General features: G+C 64.7%; 15 protein-coding genes. 7 read left to right on the top strand and 8 right to left on the bottom strand.

The genetic code is table 11. From position 1 onward, the window contains the following. Positions 1 to 4: 4 nt before the first annotated feature. The 3 genes from mraZ to dinB form a co-directional block, all read right to left on the bottom strand. Positions 5 to 436: a division/cell wall cluster transcriptional repressor MraZ gene (mraZ, locus tag H9639_RS00350; protein WP_191806184.1), complete on the bottom strand. Its 432-nt coding sequence runs from the start codon at positions 434 to 436 to the stop codon at positions 5 to 7. Positions 437 to 718: 282 nt separating this feature from the next. Continuing rightward, the gene (locus tag H9639_RS00345; RefSeq protein WP_191806183.1) at positions 719 to 1,099 is read right to left on the bottom strand and encodes a DUF3040 domain-containing protein; all 381 of its coding nucleotides are present in this window, start codon (positions 1,097 to 1,099) and stop codon (positions 719 to 721) included. A 137-nt stretch (positions 1,100 to 1,236) separates the two neighbouring features. Beyond that, positions 1,237 to 2,469 carry a DNA polymerase IV gene (gene dinB, locus H9639_RS00340; RefSeq protein WP_318241927.1) on the bottom strand — a complete coding sequence of 411 codons (1,233 nt, stop codon included), beginning with the start codon at positions 2,467 to 2,469 and terminating at the stop codon, positions 1,237 to 1,239. 132 nt (positions 2,470 to 2,601) lie between these two features. On the opposite strand from dinB, the gene H9639_RS00335 reads away from it, so the two are divergent. Together H9639_RS00335 and H9639_RS00330 are read left to right on the top strand one after the other, a co-directional pair. Then, on the top strand, positions 2,602 to 3,114 hold the full coding sequence (locus H9639_RS00335) for a hypothetical protein (RefSeq protein WP_191806182.1): 513 nt from the start codon (positions 2,602 to 2,604) through the stop codon (positions 3,112 to 3,114). A 9-nt stretch (positions 3,115 to 3,123) separates the two neighbouring features. Further along, positions 3,124 to 4,242 carry a polyprenyl synthetase family protein gene (locus tag H9639_RS00330; protein WP_191806181.1) on the top strand — a complete coding sequence of 373 codons (1,119 nt, stop codon included), beginning with the start codon at positions 3,124 to 3,126 and terminating at the stop codon, positions 4,240 to 4,242. Between the two features lie 10 nt (positions 4,243 to 4,252). Here H9639_RS00330 and H9639_RS00325 read toward each other — a convergent pair whose 3' ends face one another. Then, positions 4,253 to 4,606 (bottom strand): Rv2175c family DNA-binding protein, encoded by a 354-nt coding sequence (locus H9639_RS00325; protein WP_191806180.1) that lies wholly within the window; start codon positions 4,604 to 4,606, stop codon positions 4,253 to 4,255. A gap of 269 nt (positions 4,607 to 4,875) precedes the next feature. Between H9639_RS00325 and H9639_RS00320 the strand changes: the two genes are divergently transcribed. Then, positions 4,876 to 5,991: a LysM peptidoglycan-binding domain-containing protein gene (locus H9639_RS00320; protein WP_191806179.1), complete on the top strand. Its 1,116-nt coding sequence runs from the start codon at positions 4,876 to 4,878 to the stop codon at positions 5,989 to 5,991. 112 nt (positions 5,992 to 6,103) lie between these two features. Then, on the top strand, positions 6,104 to 8,224 hold the full coding sequence (pknB, locus tag H9639_RS00315; RefSeq protein WP_318241926.1) for a Stk1 family PASTA domain-containing Ser/Thr kinase: 2,121 nt from the start codon (positions 6,104 to 6,106) through the stop codon (positions 8,222 to 8,224). An 18-nt stretch (positions 8,225 to 8,242) separates the two neighbouring features. Here pknB and H9639_RS00310 read toward each other — a convergent pair whose 3' ends face one another. Together H9639_RS00310 and H9639_RS00305 are read right to left on the bottom strand one after the other, a co-directional pair. Continuing rightward, entirely contained in the window at positions 8,243 to 9,631 is a 1,389-nt protein-coding gene (locus H9639_RS00310) for a class II 3-deoxy-7-phosphoheptulonate synthase (protein ID WP_191806177.1), read from the bottom strand. 77 nt (positions 9,632 to 9,708) lie between these two features. After that, entirely contained in the window at positions 9,709 to 10,620 is a 912-nt protein-coding gene (locus tag H9639_RS00305) for a lysophospholipid acyltransferase family protein (protein ID WP_191806176.1), read from the bottom strand. A 166-nt stretch (positions 10,621 to 10,786) separates the two neighbouring features. Here H9639_RS00305 and H9639_RS00300 point away from each other — a divergent pair, with 166 nt between their 5' ends. Both H9639_RS00300 and H9639_RS00295 read left to right on the top strand, forming a co-directional pair. Further along, positions 10,787 to 11,551, top strand: coding sequence for an alpha/beta hydrolase (locus tag H9639_RS00300; RefSeq protein ID WP_191806175.1), 765 nt, complete (start codon positions 10,787 to 10,789; stop codon positions 11,549 to 11,551). After that, entirely contained in the window at positions 11,548 to 12,081 is a 534-nt protein-coding gene (locus H9639_RS00295; RefSeq protein ID WP_191806174.1) for a hypothetical protein, read from the top strand. The genes H9639_RS00300 and H9639_RS00295 overlap by 4 nt, the downstream gene beginning before the upstream one ends. 10 nt (positions 12,082 to 12,091) lie before the next feature. Here the strand turns inward: H9639_RS00295 and H9639_RS00290 are convergent, their stop codons facing one another. Further along, positions 12,092 to 13,159 (bottom strand): ROK family glucokinase, encoded by a 1,068-nt coding sequence (locus H9639_RS00290; RefSeq protein ID WP_191806173.1) that lies wholly within the window; start codon positions 13,157 to 13,159, stop codon positions 12,092 to 12,094. Positions 13,160 to 13,307: 148 nt separating this feature from the next. Here H9639_RS00290 and H9639_RS00285 point away from each other — a divergent pair, with 148 nt between their 5' ends. Beyond that, on the top strand, positions 13,308 to 15,116 hold the full coding sequence (locus tag H9639_RS00285) for an AMP-dependent synthetase/ligase (protein ID WP_191806172.1): 1,809 nt from the start codon (positions 13,308 to 13,310) through the stop codon (positions 15,114 to 15,116). A 97-nt stretch (positions 15,117 to 15,213) separates the two neighbouring features. Here the strand turns inward: H9639_RS00285 and H9639_RS00280 are convergent, their stop codons facing one another. Next, positions 15,214 to 16,641, bottom strand: coding sequence for a mycothione reductase (locus H9639_RS00280; RefSeq protein WP_191806171.1), 1,428 nt, complete (start codon positions 16,639 to 16,641; stop codon positions 15,214 to 15,216). Positions 16,642 to 16,672: the final 31 nt, after the last annotated feature.

Raw genomic sequence — 16,672 nt, 5'->3', positions numbered from 1 at the left:
CCGGCTAGAAAATGCCCGGGATCGCGTCTTCATCGGTCTCCGAGAAGGCGTTCTCCTGTTCTTCCAGGTAGGTCTGCCATGCTGTGGCGTCCCAGATCTCGGCCCGTGTGCCCGCACCAATGACGGCGAGTTCACGACCAAGCCCCGCATAGGAACGCAGAGCCGGTGGGATGGTGATCCGGCCCTGCTTGTCCGGGACTTCGTCCGAGGCTCCGGACAGAAAAACGCGAATGTAGTCACGGGCCTGGCGTGATGACAGCGGCGCCTGCCTCATCTGCTCGTGGACCTTTTCGAATTCCTTCTGGCTGAAGACGTAGATGCAGCGTTCCTGGCCCCGGGTCAGAACAAGCCCTTCGGCCAGTTCATCGCGGAATTTGGCGGGGAGGATGAGCCGCCCTTTTTCGTCCAGCCGCGGCGAATGAGTTCCGAGGAACATCAGCCACCGCCTGTCCGATATGGGAGTGCTACCCCTCCTGTGCTGCCCCTACCCTCTTACGTGCTCCACTTTACTCCACTTTACTCCACAGTCAACGCAATTCGATAACGTTTTCCGGCGCGGCGCACCCCTGGATCCCAGTAATGGCGCGGGATGGCTCCGGGGCGGGGCCGGTGGAGGGATATGGGGAGCGAAGGACCTGGTTAAACGGAAAAAACCCGCCGAAGCGGGTCTTTTCAGGGTCCAGCGGATGGCTGGGGAGGAAAGTGGTGGCAGGTGGGCCTACGGCTGGTCCCGCTTGCGTTCATCCCACTTGCTTTCGAGGTTGGACATAAAGCCCCGCGGAGTGGCTTCACGTTCCTTCTTGCCTGCGGGAACACGCTCCTGGCTCGGCTTGCCCTTGGTGGTCGCGTAGTACATCCCCGCTCCCATGATCATAAAGCCGAGGATCCCCACGATGATGTTGAACGGGCTCTCGAGAGATATTCCCAGGATCAGGACGGCGATGCCAGCCACTGCCATGAGCGCGCCCAGGACGATGCGCCGGGTCGACATTCCACGGCCGCCCGAGGACGCCATTGAATTGGCGAACTTTGGGTCTTCGGCGTGCAATTGCTGCTCCAGCTGATCAAGCAAGCGCTGCTCGTGTTCTGAGAGTGCCATCACTGCCTCCTTGCGGTCCAAATATGCCCTGTAAACCAAGCAACGAACCCGACATGGCGGTTGTTCCCGCTGAGGTCTCGACGCTGATCTGCACTACTTCAAGGATAGGTTGCATTTGGGTCAGGGGAAACCCACGTCTAAGCCTGCTTATCCCTTCCAGGCCGGGTTCCGGGTTTTTCCTGCTTCAGCAGCCGTGCGGGCATGATTCCGCTGTCCCCAAACCTGCGGTTTATCCGGTCCAGGGCGTCCTCCGCAGACCGCCAGTTATCGTCGCGCCCATCCAGGGTCAGCTGCTGGGCAGCACCTTGGGCCGGTTCCAGGTTTTCCGCCCGCAGCCCAACGAGGCGGACACTCATAGGCCTGCGCCCCAGCCCCTTCAGCAGTCCCCGCACCGCTTCATAGAGCAGCTGTGCGCTGTCAACGGGTTCGGCCAGGGTTCTGGACCGGGTCAGAGTGGTGAAGTCCTCGTAGCGGAGCTTCAGAGCCACCGATCTGCATTGCAGTCCTGCGGCCCGCATGCGTGAGGCCGTGCGGTGGGCGAGGCGCAGCAGTTCTGTCTCCAGAACCTCATCCCGGTCCACGTCCCGGATGAAAGTCTCTTCTGCGCCAATGCTTTTTTCAACGCGCACCGGGGTGACCGTCCGCGGATCCCTGCCCCAGGAAAGTTCATACACATGCAGCCCCGTTGCACCCAGGAGCCGCTGCAGGACTGCGGGCGGAGTATTCGCGACGTCCGCCACCGTGGATATTCCCACCCGGGCAAGGGCCTCACGGGTTTTCGCCCCCACTCCCCAAAGCGCCGAGACGTCAAGTGTGTGCAGGAAGCGGATCGTGTCTTCCTTCGGCACGAGCAGCAGTCCGTCGGGTTTGGAGCGGGTTGACGCGATCTTGGCCACGAACTTGGTGGCGGCGATTCCCACACTGGCAGTGATGCCCAGTTCCGCTGAAACGCGCCTGCGGATCAGCTCCCCTATGACGCGGGGCGGCCCCAGGCGCCGCAGCGAACCGCTGACGTCAAGAAACGCCTCGTCCACACTCAGGGGCTCCACGAGCGGGGTAATGGAATCGAAGATGCCCATCAGCCGGCCGGAGACCTGGCGGTAGACCTCCTGGTGGGGTTCCAGGATCTCCGCCTGCGGACAGAGCCGGCGGGCCGTGGCCATGGGCATGGCCGAACGAACGCCGTACCTTCGGGCTTCATAGGATGCCGACAGCACCACCGAGCGCCCGCCCAGACCTCCAACTATGACCGGAGCGCCTGCGAGGTCCGGCCGGCGCAGCAGTTCCACGGAGACATAGAAGGCATCCATGTCCACATGCATAATGGCGCAGTCGCGGTTCTCCGCCACAACATCCGGTTCTGTTCCCACTACTTCATCCTAAAGTGCGGCGGTGACAGCACCAGCCGCACTCTGGTTCCTCCTCGGGGGTGCCGCAGGGAGGTTCGGGGCGTTCGCCTAGACTGGTCCTAGGCCCTGACCCTTCGTCGATGCGGAGTCCGAATGAAGAAGAAACTACTTGCGGCTGCCTGCAGCGCCGCCGTGCTCGCGGCCGTTGCCGGATGCGGTTCCGGGACAAATACGTCGTCTGACGTGCCCTCCTCCCCCGCAGCTGCCCAGTCCTCCCCTGCCTCCCCGGAGTCAACTGCACCGCCGTCGCCCTCGCCGTCGCCTGCTCCGGTGATCGTCGAAGGCTTCCCGCAGAAGCTTGTCCCGGTGTATGCGGGCTCCACCCCTACTGCCACCAGCTTCGCTGAAGACGGCACGCTGCTGACAGCGTCCCTCACCGCTTCCTCACCCGCAGCGCCGGAAGAGATTGCAGCCTTCTATACCCAGCACTTCGAGGCCCAGGGCTTCGCTGCCCTGGAAGGCGACGCCGTGGATTCAACCAGCACCAAGGACTTCGCCCGGACCTCGGGAGCGGAGACTGAAACCGCAAACGTTTCCATGGTGAGCCGCGACGGTTCGACCGTATATACAGTGGGAGCAAACGTGCTTCCTGAATCCGCAGAGTAGGACACCGCCATGAGCCAGGCCGAGGCACCCACAGCAACGGGCACAGACCCGGTCTCCCACGAACAGGACGCCTACCGAAAGCAGCTTTCCGCCGATCTGGAAGAGTTCCTGGGACAGCAGCGGAAGGTCCTGGAGGATGTCTCCGAAGAATCGGTTCCTTTGCTCGGTGCCGTGCATTCCTTGGCCAAGGGCGGAAAACGGATGCGGGCGCTGCTGAACTACTGGGGCTGGCGTGGCGCAGGCGGCGAACCGCTGGGTGCCCCTGCCGTCCGTTCCGGCGTTGCCCTGGAGCTCTTCCAGAGTGCAGCACTGATTCATGACGACATCATCGACCGTTCCGATACCCGCCGCGGCGCGCCCAGCGTGCACCGGCACTTTGCCAACCGTCATGCCGAAGCTCAGTGGTTCCTCGACGCCTCACATTTTGGGTCCTCCGCGGCGATTCTGGCCGGAGATCTTTGCCTGGTCCTCAGCGAAGAGGCTTTCACCTCTGTCGGCGAACGCAGCGGGTACGCCACCCGGGCCCGCGCACTGTTCAACCGGATGCGCACCGAGGTCATGGCCGGGCAGTATCTGGACATTCTGGAAGAGGTTGTTGGTCCCGGGCATGAGCCGGAGCGGGCCGTTGTCCGGGCGCGCAATATCCTGCGCTACAAGTCAGCGAAATACAGCATCGAGCATCCACTTGCCATTGGCGGGGCCCTGGCCGGAGCCAGTGATGAGCTGCTGGCAGCGTACTCCGCGTTTTCCCTGCCGCTGGGGGAAGCTTTCCAGCTCCGTGACGATGTGCTGGGTGTTTTTGGCGATCCCGCGGTCACCGGCAAGCCGGCCGGAGATGACCTGCGCGAAGGCAAACGAACTGTCCTGATTGCCTACGCGCTCAGCGGCGGATCCGATGCAGCGAAACGGGAAATCACCGCCGGGCTCGGCCGCCCGGATCTTGACGACGACGCCGTGGCGTCGCTTCGCCAGGTGATTGAGGACAGCGGCGCCCTGGCCACGACCGAAGCGCTGATCGCAGAACATACCGAGCAGGCGTTCAGCACCCTTGCCGAAATGGCAGTGGATGAACAGACCCGCTCCGCTCTGGAGTCATTGGCGCATGCGGCCGTAACCAGGACTGCCTAGCCCAGGGCTGCTACCAGGCCAGCGCCTGGGCGCGGCGCCGGATTTCCGTTTTGCGTCCTTCCAGCAGCGCGTCGACAGGACGGCCGGGAAGGGTTTCATCCGCTGTGAAAAGCCAGCGGATCATTTCCTCGTCGCTAAAGCCGGCATCGGTTAGTACTGAAATCGTCCCTTTGAGACTGTCCAGGATAGCGCCGTCATTAATAAAGGCAGCTGGAACGCTGCGGATCTTCCGCTCGCCCAGGCGGAGCGCCAGCAGCGCACGCTCCTCCAGCAGGCTGTGCACCTTGCTGATGGAGATATCTAGTTGTTCAGCCACGTCGGGCAGGGTTAGCCAGTCGGAAACCAGTTCCTCAAGTTCATTCACCCTCCCAAGATTGCCACGCCTGCACCGGAGCGGGCCAGTCGACACCGCACAGCCGCCGTCCGGGCAGCAATTTATTGCTACTCGGGTATTGCGGACCATGCATTCTCGTGTAAATTCACATAAGTCACAGTATTCCCATGTGCATCACCCGTATCACTACTTGTTTTTTGTCACACGGACTGCGGTAAAGGCCGCGCCGCTTACAGATGAGGACAGAACCCCATATGCCCGTGCAGCCCAAGCCCCGGCCGCGTTCCGCGACCGCGGGGATGCCCCGCAAGTTGAGCGTCGCCGTCACTACAGCAGCGATTCCTGCCGTGATGATGTCCTCCATGGCCCTGGCGGAATCCGCTGAAGCCGTCCAGCCGGAGGTGCCGGCGAAGGCCCTCTTCCCGCAGCTCCCTCTGCAGGCGCAGAAGAACCTTGCTGCCGGTGCAACCATCCCGGCCGCACAGCTGGCCACCCAGGTGCCCGCCACAGTGGCCGCGGAATCTGCTGTCCCCGCAACGCACCGCATTGTTCCCGGGGACACTGTCAGCTCCATCGCCGCCCAGTACGGCCTGGACGTGAACGAAGTCCTCCGTGCCAACAACCTCCAGCCAACCTCGGTGATTTACGCCGGCAAGGAACTGCAGCTGACCGGCACCGCCAAGGCCCCCGAGGCTGCGGCTGCCTCATCCGCCTACACAGTGGTTCCGGGGGACACGCTCAGCAGCATTGCTGCCGCGCACAACGTCTCCCTGGAGTCCGTCCTGGCGGCAAACGGCCTGACGATGACCTCGATCATCCACCCGGGCCAGGAAATTTCCCTGGACTCCGCGGCTGCCGGAGCATCCTCCTCCATCACCACGCTGGCCACTCCGGCAGCGCCGGCAGCTCCAGCAGCTGAGGCTCCAACGGATCTGGTGCCCAGCACCTTCCTGCACTACACGTACCCGCAGCACGTCGTAGCCGGGGCGAATGTCAACAAGCAGGCCCTGAACTCGGTTGAGGTTCCCACCCGGGCCCAGATGCAGCAGCTGGTGGCGGAAACCGCCCTGGCCATGGGCGTTGATCCGGCTCTGGCCCAGGCCTTCGCCTTCCAGGAGTCCGGCTTCGACCAGCGGGCAGTCTCCCCCGCCAATGCCATCGGAACCATGCAGGTTATCCCGTCCTCCGGTGAATGGGCGTCCGGCCTGGTGGGCCGTCAGCTGAACCTGCTGGACCCGCAGGACAACGTTACTGCCGGCGTCGCGATCATCCGTTCCCTGATCCGAACCAGCCCCAGTCTCGAAGTTGCGATTGCCTCCTACTACCAGGGCCAGTACTCGGTGACGACGCAGGGCATGTACCCGGATACCGAGGCATACGTGGCCAACGTCCTGGCGCACCGGGCAACCTTTTAGGACCCAGCAGGGACCGTTCTGAGCGCAGGACGCACAAAGGGCAGGAGGCGGATCGGGTGTCGATCCGCCTCCTGCCCTTTCCCGCTTATAGGATCAAAGGGTGCATGAGCCCGTGAATGACCCACTTCTTGAGACGCTGGTCGATAACCGCTACGTGGTGCGCTCCCGTATTGCCCGCGGCGGAATGTCCACGGTCTACCTCGCCACTGACACGCGGCTGGACCGGGATGTGGCTTTGAAGGTTCTCTATCCCCACCTCGCCGCGGACCGCGGATTCCTGGACCGCTTCGAACGGGAAGCGAAGTCCGCCGCCCGGCTGTCCCATCCGCACGTCGTCGGCGTCCTGGACCAGGGGATCGAGGATTCGCTGGCGTACCTGGTCATGGAGTACGTCCCCGGACACACCCTGCGCGACGTCCTGAACGAACGCGGTCGCCTCACCCCCCGGCTTGCCCTGGCGATGCTGGACGCCGTGGTTGACGGCCTTGCGGCTGCCCATGAAGCAGGTTTGGTGCACCGCGATGTAAAACCCGAGAACGTCCTGCTGGCCAGCAGCGGCGCCATCAAGATTGCCGATTTCGGCCTCGCCCGGGCGGTCACCACCAGCACCAATACCGGAACCCTGGTGGGCACGGTGGCCTACCTTGCACCGGAGCTGGTCACCGGTGCCGGGGCGGATGAGCGCAGCGACATCTACTCCGCCGGCATCATGCTTTACGAGATGCTCACCGGCGTGCAGCCTTTCACCGGCGAAGTACCCATTCAGGTCGCCTTCGCGCACGTGCACTCCACCGTGCCTGCGCCCTCCGCCGCATGCCCGGGTCTGGCTCAGGACCTTGATGAGCTGGTGCAGTGGTGCACGGCCCAGGATCCGGAGGACCGCCCGGTGGATGGCCGGGCGCTGCTGGGGGAACTGCGGCACATCCGCACGTCCCTCACGGATGCCCAGCTGGACTTCCACTCCCCCGGAGTTCCGCCGGCCCAGCCCGGACACGCGGCTCAGCCTGGAAATTCGCAGGCCGAAAGTCCAGGACAGCCCAACAGCCTCACCGCCCGTACCTCCGTTGTCCGTCCCGTAGCTCCCAGCGGCGCCACCGAGGTGATCGGCCGTACGGAGCCGCATGCCACGGAAGTCATCCAGCGGGCCGAGAATGCTACGACAGTTCTGCCCGGGCTCCCGCCCCAGGCTGACGAGCAGGACTACGACGACGAGATGGACGACGGCGGGTACCCGGCGGTCTCCGGCCGGGCCGGCCGGCGGCAGGCCCGCAGGGACTTCAAGGCACAGCAGAAGCAGTCCAGCAGGGACGCCCAGCGTCCCGAAGTGTCCCTGCGCCCGGGCAGTCCGCGGCGGCGCGGCGTGCTCGTTGGGCTCCTGATCTTCCTCCTCGTGGCGGCAGCGGCGTTTGCCGGCTGGTTCTTCGGCGCCGGCCCGGGGGCACTGGTATCCATCCCTGAAGTGTCGAATACGCCCGCCGCGGCTGCTTCCGCCCGCCTGGGTGATGAGGGACTGCGGTACACCACGAACGAGGTCTATGACGAAGTTGTTGCGGCCGGCCTCGCTATAGGGACGGACCCCAACGCTCCCGAACAGGTCCGGCGCTTCCAGACGGTTACTTTGCTGGTATCGAAGGGACCGGAGCTGTTTTCCGTCCCCAACGTCATCCAGCGCACGCTGGAGTCGGCTGAGGAGGAGCTTTCCGCCGCGGGCCTGGCCGCGGGCAGCGTCACGGAGGACTTCAATGAGAGCGTTCCTGCCGGCCGCGTCATTGCCCAGGTGCCCGCTGCTGATGCGGAGCTGCGCCGCGGGACGCCGGTGGACCTGACGGTATCCAAGGGGCCGGCCCCGGTGGAAGTGCCCTCAGTCGTCGGTCAGGCGGAGGACAGGGCCGTCAAGGCGCTGGAGGACGCCGGGCTGACAGCGTCCATCGCGCCCAGCCGGGTCAACAGCACGGATGTGCCGAAGGGCGCCGTCGTAACCCAGAGTCCGGCGGGCGGGCTGCTGGAACGTGGCGCAGCCGTCACCCTGACCATTTCGGACGGACCCAGGATGATCCAGGTTCCCAGCTACATCGGCAAGCAGGCCGACACGGCACGGAGGGAACTCGAGGAACTGGGCTTCAAAGTCCAGGTGAACGAGATCCTGGGCGGGTTCTTCGGAACCGTCCGCGCCCAGGATCCCTCCAGCGGAACCGCACCCGAGGGCTCGGTTATCACGCTGACTGTCGTCTAACCTCAGGGACCGGAGCGGCTAGCCTTTTTCGGCCAGGGCCCCCGCCACCAGGAACGCCATTTCCAGGGACTGCATGTGGTTCAGGCGCGGATCGCAGACCGACTCGTAGCCTTCCACGAACGCTTCCTGATCCACCGGATCAGCCCCGCCAAGGCACTCGGAGACGTCATCGCCGGTCATTTCCACGTGCAGGCCGCCCGGGAACGTGCCCAGCGCATTGTGCACCTCGAAGAACCCGCGGACCTCGTCCATCACATCATCGAAGTTCCGGGTCTTGTAGCCGTTGGGTGAGGTGACGGTGTTGCCGTGCATGGGGTCCGTGACCCACAGAACCTGTGCTCCGGAGGCAGTCACCTTCTCCACGAGGGTGGGCAGCTTCTCCCGGATGTTCTGTGCGCCCATCCGGGTAATGAAGGTCAGGCGTCCCGGCTCGCGGTTCGGGTCCAGCTTATCGATCAGTGCCAGGGCGTCCTCGGGGGTGCTGTTCGGCCCCAGCTTCACCCCAATGGGGTTACGGACGCGGGAGAGGAAGTCCACGTGGGCGGAGTCCAGGTCCCTGGTACGCTCCCCGATCCACAGGAAATGCGCCGAAGTGTCGTAGGGCTGTCCGGTGCGTGAATCAATCCGGGTCAGGGCACGTTCGTAGTCCAGCAGCAGGGCTTCGTGGCTGGCGAAGAATTCCACCCGCTTTAGTGCTTCGAAGTCTGCTCCACAGACATCCATAAAACGCACCGCGCGGTCGATGTCCCGGGCCAGTGACTCGTAGCGCGAGTGTGCCGGGTTGGCGGTGAAGCCCCGGTTCCAGTGGTGAACCAGCCGCAGGTCGGCAAAGCCACCCTGCGTGAACGCCCGGATCAGGTTCAGCGTGGAGGCCGAGGTATGGTAGGCGCGGACCATCCGTGCCGGGTCGTGGCGGCGGGATTCCGGCGTAAATTCGAAGCCGTTCACCATGTCGCCGCGGTAGGCCGGAAGCGTGGTTTCGCCCCGTGTCTCGTCATTTGAGGAACGCGGCTTGGCGAACTGGCCGGCCATGCGGCCCATCTTGATGACCGGAAGGGATGCACCGTAGGTCAGGACCACTGACATCTGGAGGATCGTGCGGACCCGTGCGCTGATTTTGTCTGCTGTCGCCGCCTCAAAGGTCTCAGCGCAGTCGCCACCCTGGAGCAGGAACGCCTTGCCCTGGGCAGCCTGAGCCAGGCGGTCACGGAGAATGTCCACTTCACCGGCAAAGACCAGCGGCGGAACCATTGAAAGCTCTGCTATGGCTGGGGCGTACCCGGGATCATCATGCCAGGAAGGCTGCTGCGAGATCGGCAGGGAACGCCAGTCATCCAGCCCCGGATACACGGCTGCGCCGGACGTAGGAGGGAAACTGGGGTCGAGTTCTGCGGGTGTTTGGCTCACGGGTTAAATCCTACTGGCAGGCAGGGACCCACGGCGATGAAATGTGTCCTGTTACGCGCCGCTGACGGGGACAACCCTCAGGCGCTGTGCGGCGTCTGTTCTGCCCCGCCGGTCTCCTGCGGGCCGTGCGGGCTATTGTCCACGCCCGAGGGTTTGGCTTTCTCCGGGGTGCCGATCACGGTAATTTCGCCGGGTGCCTTCTGGTTGCTGCGCCGTCCGGCTGCAGGGCCGACTCCGGTCTCCGGCTCATCCGGAGTTGAAAGCCGGACTGCGGCGCTGCGGGATTCAGCCGCCTTGGATACCTTTTTCGCGGCCGCCATCCTGTCCTTGACGGTGCTCGCATATACATCCACGTATTCCTGCCCGGAAAGCCGCATAAGTTCGTACATGATTTCGTCCGTTACGGAGCGCTGTACGAACCTGTCGTTCTCCAGCCCGGCGTAGCGGGAGAAGTCGAGCGGCTCCCCGACGATGATGCCGATGCGGCGGATGTTGGGGATCCGGCGTCCGATCGGCTGGACCTTGTCGGTGCCGATCATGGCCACCGGGATCACCGGAACCCCGGTCTGCAGGGCCATTTTCGCGACCCCTGTCTTCCCTCGGTAGAGCCGGCCGTCCGGGCTCCGCGTACCTTCGGGATAAATGCCCAGCAGGTTTCCGCCTTCGAGGACTTTAACCCCGGCGCGAAGGGCTGCTTCTGATGCAGCCCCGCCCGACCGGTCAATCGGCAGCTGGTTCGTGAGCCGGAAAAACATAGCGGTCAGCTTGCCCTTAAGCCCCCTGCCGGTGAAGTACTCGGACTTGGCCAGGAAACTCACCGGCCGCGGAACCGCCAGGGGCAGAAAGATTGAGTCGGAGAAAGAAAGGTGGTTGCTGACGAGGATTGCCGGTCCGGTGGCCGGAACGTTGTCCATGCCCTTAACCCACGGCCGGAACAGGAGATTCACCACCGGTCCGATGAAAATCGTCTTCATCACCCAATAGAACACGCGGCCAGCTCTCCCGTCCGGACAAACACTTGGGGGAAACCTGTTTGGCTCCCCTAGGTACTACTGTAAGGGCCGCAGGCACGGCATAGGATTTCTGCCGCGGCACGGCCCGGAACTTTGTTATCTGCAGGGTGGAAAATCAGCATCCTAATGCAACCATAGAGCTATGACATCCCCTGGGGCCCCTGCCCCGTTTTCGAGTGCCGGAGACGGTCCGAACGCTGCGACGGGCGTTCTGCTGAGCCACGGCTTCACGGGTTCCACCGTGAGCATGCTGGGCTGGGCACGTTATCTGGCCGATGCCGGATACGCGGTAAGTCTTCCGCTGCTTCCGGGACACGGAACCACCTGGCAGGAACTGGCCCGCACCCCGTGGCAGCACTGGTACCGGGCCTATGACGATGCCTATACGGCGCTGGCGGACCGGACTGACCGGGTGATTGTGGCAGGCCTGTCGATGGGCGGGGCACTGGCACTCCGTCTGGCTGCCCTCCGCCCCGTAGCCGGAGTCGCCGTCGTTAATCCGGGGCTGACCGTAGCCGATCCGCGTGCGCGGTACGCCCGGCTGCTCAAGTATGTACTGCCGTCAGTTCCCGCGATCGGCAACAACATCAGACTTCCGGGCCAGGACGAAGGTGCCTACGCCCGCACACCCGTGGGCGCCGTAGCCGAACTCCTGCGGCTGTTCGATGACACAGCAGCGCATCTGCCCCGCGTCACCGCACCTGTCATAGCCTTCCGTTCCACGGTGGATCCGGTTGTCCCGGAATCGAGCATGGATCTGCTGCGGAAACTGGTCGGCAGCACCGAACTTGAGGTAATCCCTTTGGAAAACAGCTACCACGTGGCGACCATGGACCACGATGCTCCCCTGATCTTCGACAGCTCCCATGAATTTATCCAACGGGTGAGTGCAGGTGCCCCGGCATGACAGAGCGCGAACCGGACCGCAACGAATCAACTGACGACGCCACCTGGCAGGACCTGGTGGCCCGGCTGCAGGAGACCCCGGACCTGGATCCCGGAGAGGGGACCCCTGGCCGGAGCGCCGATGCCGGACCCGGCGCTGCTGTGCCGCCCGGCTCCCGCACTCCGCCGGACCCCCGGTCCGCGGCTGAACGAACACGTGCCATCTTTGAGAACCAGCCCCTGCGCCGGGACGCAGATACCGGAAGTATCGGTCCGGGACCGCGGGACTACAGTCCCCAGGACGACGAGTCCGACGGCAGCTTTGTTCCGGAGGAGCCGCCGCCGCTGGGCAGCGGGGAACCGCTGGTCATCCTCGCCTGGCTCGGGGCTGCGGGCGGACCTCTGCTGCTCCTGCTCTTCGCCATGTTCTGGCGCAGCGCGCCGCTGACCGTTGTGCTTGGCATCGTGGCGCTTTTTGTCGCGTCCTCCGGCTATCTGCTCTACCGGCTACCCCAGCACCGGGATGAGGACGACGACGGCGCTGCGGTTTAGCCGCAGCGGTTCAGCGCCGGGCCGCCACCCGGGAAAGATCCGCCGCGCCGATCATGCCGGCGGACGGGCCGAGGGCCGCCCGCTCAATCTTTGCCTCGGGCCGGAACCCCCGGCCGGTGAGGTTCTTGGAGAAAGACCGGCGGGCCGGTTCAAGGAGCAGGTCCCCGGCATCACTGAGCCCGCCGCCGATGACAAACATTCCGGGGTCCAGGGCCGCTGCGAGGTTCGCGAGCCCAAGCCCCAGCCACTCGCCCACTTCGCCGAGGAGTTCGACGGCGGTCCGGTCCCCCTCCAGCGCGAGGCGGGTCACGACGGCACCGGTAATGTCCGGAATCCGGCCGTCCACGCTGCGCAGCAGTTCCTGGGCCACAGGCGAATTGGCTTCCGCGAGTTCACGGGCTTCCCGCCCCAGTGCGTTTCCCGAAGCGTACTGCTCCCAGCATCCGCGGTTGCCGCATTCACAGCGCCGCCCCTGCGGCATGATGATCTGGTGCCCGAATTCGCCGGCCACACCGAAACGGCCCCGTTCCAGGCGTCCGTCCATGATCATGGCCCCGCCGATGCCGGTGCCCAGGGTAATGCAGACCAGCCTGCTCTCCCCCGCTCCGGCGCCGAAACGCCATTCCGCCCACGCCGCGCCGTCGGCGTCGTTGGCCAGGTAGACCCGCCGCTTAAGCAGCCGCTCCAGGTTGGCTTGAAGTGGTTCATTCCGCCAGGCCAGGTGCGGGCTGAAGAGAACCCGGCTGCCTGCCAGGTCCATCCAGCCGGCGGCACCGATCCCAACAGACCAGACGTGTTTCTCCGCGGACAGCTCGCGGACGAGTTCCACAATGACCTGCTCAACCTCGCGGGGATCCTGCCCCGGGGTGGAGCGGCGGACCTCAGCGAGTACCCGGCCGCTGGCATCGACCAGCCCCGCCGCCACCTTCGTTCCGCCGATGTCGATGCCGATGGCCAAGCCGCGCCGGCGCATTGGGCTGGAGAGCCGTGCGGGACGGCGCGGACGGAAGGGATCCGCGCGCCGGGACCACCGGGCTGCGGGGATGGGAGGAACAGGAGCTGAATTTACGGGAGGCATCAACAACTAATTCTAAGCGCCCCGAAACCACACCGCGCGGTCAGGGCAAGCGTTACTGATTCGAAAGTTACCAGTGAGTACGAAAATGTGATCTAAGTTATAGGGTGGGGAACACCCCGCCGTCCGAAAAGATATCGAAGGAGCTATCGTGCGCGAATACAGCGTCCCTGTCCTGGTGGAGTCCTCACCGGACACGAACACAACGGACTTGCTTCTGGAACAGGCTGCCAAACCCTCCAACCCCGCTCTTTTCGCCGTACGGTCAACCGGTGATACCTGGACGAACATCAGTGCCACCGAGTTCCTCGCCGATGTCACCCGGATCGCCAAGGGACTGATCGCCTCCGGCATCGGCGCCGGAGACCGCGTCGGGATCATGGCCCGCACCCGGTATGAATGGACCCTGGTGGACTTCGCGATCTGGTTTGCCGGCGGAATCCCCGTACCCGTCTATGAGACCTCATCTCCCGCGCAGGTTGCCTGGATCCTCGGCGACTCCGAAGCCAGCGCCATCGTCGTCGAGGCGGGACGGCATGAAAACGTTGTCCGCCAGGCTGCGGCCGATGAAGATCTGTCGGGAGTGAAGCATGTCTGGCAGCTGGACGGCGGCGGACTGGACCAGCTCCGCGAGGCCGGCGCTGCCGTCACGGATGAGGAGCTCGAGGCCCGGCGGTCACTGGCGAACCTCGAAGACACCGCCACGATCATCTACACCTCCGGGACCACCGGAAAGCCCAAGGGCTGCGAGCTGACGCACAGCAACTTCGTCGAGCTCTCCCGCAACGCGATGGCAGCACTCCCGGAAGTGGCGCGGGAGGGCGCCCAGACGATCATGTTCCTTCCCCTGGCCCATGTTTTCGCCCGGTTTATCTCCGTGCTCTGCGTCGCGGCCGGCTCCACCGTGGCCCACACCCCTGACGTCAAGAGCCTGCTGCCTGATCTGCAGAGCTACCAGCCTTCCTTCCTGCTGGTGGTGCCCCGCGTTTTCGAGAAGGTTTACAACTCCTCGATGCTTAAGGCCGAAGACGGCGGCAAGGGCAAGATCTTCCATGCCGGGGCCAAAACCGCCATTGAATGGTCCAAGGCCAAGGAGCAGGGCAAGATTCCGCTGGGGCTGAAGCTGCGGCACGCCCTGTTCGACAAACTGCTTTACTCCAAGATCCGCACGGCCATGGGCGGGCGCGTTCAGTACGCCGTGTCCGGTGGCGCGCCGCTGGGTGACCGGCTGGGCCACTTTTTCAACGGGATCGGAGTCATGGTCCTGGAGGGCTACGGCCTCACGGAAACCACCGCCCCGGTCAGCGTCAGCACTCCGAAGCTCATCAAGATCGGCACCGTGGGTGCGCCGCTGCCCGGCAACTCGGTCCGGATTGCCGACGACGGCGAGATCCTGGCCAAGGGGGTCAGTGTGATGAAGGGGTACTTCAAGCGCCCGGATCTCACCGAAGAGAACTTCGTTGACGGCTGGTTCCGCACCGGAGACATTGGCGAGCTCGACTCCGACGGCTTCCTGAAGATCACCGGGCGCAAGAAGGAGATCATCGTCACGGCCAGCGGCAAGAACGTTATCCCGGCTGTGCTGGAAGACGCCATCCGGGCAGACGCCATAGTGTCGCAGTGCGTTGTGGTGGGCGACCACCGCCCGTTTATCTCCGCCCTCATCACCCTGGACGAGGAAGCGCTTCCGGGCTGGCTGGAACGGCACAGCCTTCCGGCCGGGACAACCGTAGCCGAGGCCGCGCAGACCCAGCAGCTGCAGGATGAACTGCAGGCACTGGTGGACGGTGCCAACCAGGCTGTTTCCAAGGCCGAGGCCATCAAGGTCTTCCGGGTAGTGTCCACCGACTTCACCGAGGCCAGCGGACATCTGACACCGTCCATGAAGATCAAGCGTGCGCAGGTGCTCAAGGACTTCTCGGACGTGGTGGAGGAGATCTACTCCGGCCAGCGGGTCTAAATAACTGACTAACCGAACGGCGGAGGGCACCGGAGGATTCCGGTGCCCTCCGCCGTTGTCCTGGGCAGGTATCCCGCGGGAGCCGGTCCCAATCCAGCTAGGGCTGCAGCCCGGTGCTTTGGGGTTTGGAGTTCAGGGACAGCAGGGCATTTTCCACAACCTCGGTCAGGGCCGGATGGATCCAGTACTGGCCGCGTGCCATGGTGTACGCGTCGAGCCCAAAGACCATCGCCTGAACCAGCGGCTGCAGCAGCATGGACGCTTCATGACCCATAATGTGCGCCCCCAGCAGGCGTCCGCTGGAGCGGTCGGCCAGAAGCTTCACAAAACCCGTGGTGTCCTCCATGGCCCAGCCATACGCCGTCGACCCGTAGTCCTGTACCACCGTGACCAGGTCAAGGCCTTCCTCCGCGGCGTAGTCCCTGGCCTGTGCTTCGGTGAGCCCCACGGAGGCAACCTGCGGCTGGCTGAAAACCGCCGCCGGGACAAAACGGTGCGAGGACGCCTGCAGCTCATTGGGGTGCAGAAGGTTGTGGCTGACCACCCGGGCTTCGTGGTTCGCGACGTGCTTGAGCTGATGCTCGCTGCTCACGTCCCCCAGCGCCCAGATCCCGGGGACGGGCTGGCCGGCACTGTGCACACGCTGGTATTCATCGACGGCCAGCCGGCCGTCTTCCTCGACGTCGAATCCGGCGGCCTGCACGTCAAGGCGGTCAGTGTTCGGTGTGCGCCCGGTGGCAACGAGGACCAGGTCGACGTCTAGTTCGGCAGGTCCGGCGGGACCGGACAGCACGGCACGGACCGAGCCGTCGGCGTTTTCGGCCAGCGAGTCGACCGTATGGTTCAGGCGGACGTCCCACTGGGCTGCGGCCGCAGCGGTGAAGCGTTCCGAGACGGTTTCATCCTGCGCACGGAGCAGCGCACCGGAACGGACCGCCATGGTGACCTGGGATCCGAAGGCGGAGAAGACGAAGCCAAACTCTGCCGCAATGTAGCCGCCGCCCAGGATCAGGATCCGCCCGGGCAGCTTCTCGACGCGCATCACGGTGTCCGAGGTATGGACCTGCGGCAGGTCGATCCCGGGGATATCCGGCAGTACCGGCCGCGAACCGGCGGCGATCACGATCTGGTCCGCGGTAATTTCCTGGCCTGATGCTGTCTCGAGGCGGCGGGAGCCGGTGAACCGGACGTATTCGCTGTACAGCGTCACGTTCTCCAGCTGCTCGGCCCGGTACCGCCGTCCGCCCTCGGAAATAGCGTCAATCCGGCCGAAGATCCGGTCCCGGATCTCCTCCCACCGCACACTGTCGACGCGCAGATCCACGCCGAGGCGGGCGGCTTCCTCCGTGGAGCCGGCCAGCTGGGCGGGATAGACAAACATCTTGGTCGGGATGCAGCCAACGTTCAGGCAGGTTCCGCCGAAGGTTCCGCCGTCGATAACGGCCACCTTCCGGCCGTCCCATTCGGGCGTGATCAGGGAGTTGCCGGAGCCGGAGCCGATGATGGCGAGGTCATAGTGGGTCACCCCTCCAGTCTATCGGCGGCCGGCTCCGGTC

The organism is Arthrobacter gallicola, from assembly GCF_014836775.1.
GTDB classification, from domain to species: Bacteria; Actinomycetota; Actinomycetes; order Actinomycetales; family Micrococcaceae; genus Arthrobacter_B; species Arthrobacter_B gallicola.
Note: the sequence above shows the minus strand (reverse complement) of the source record. Positions and strands in the feature narration are given on the sequence as shown.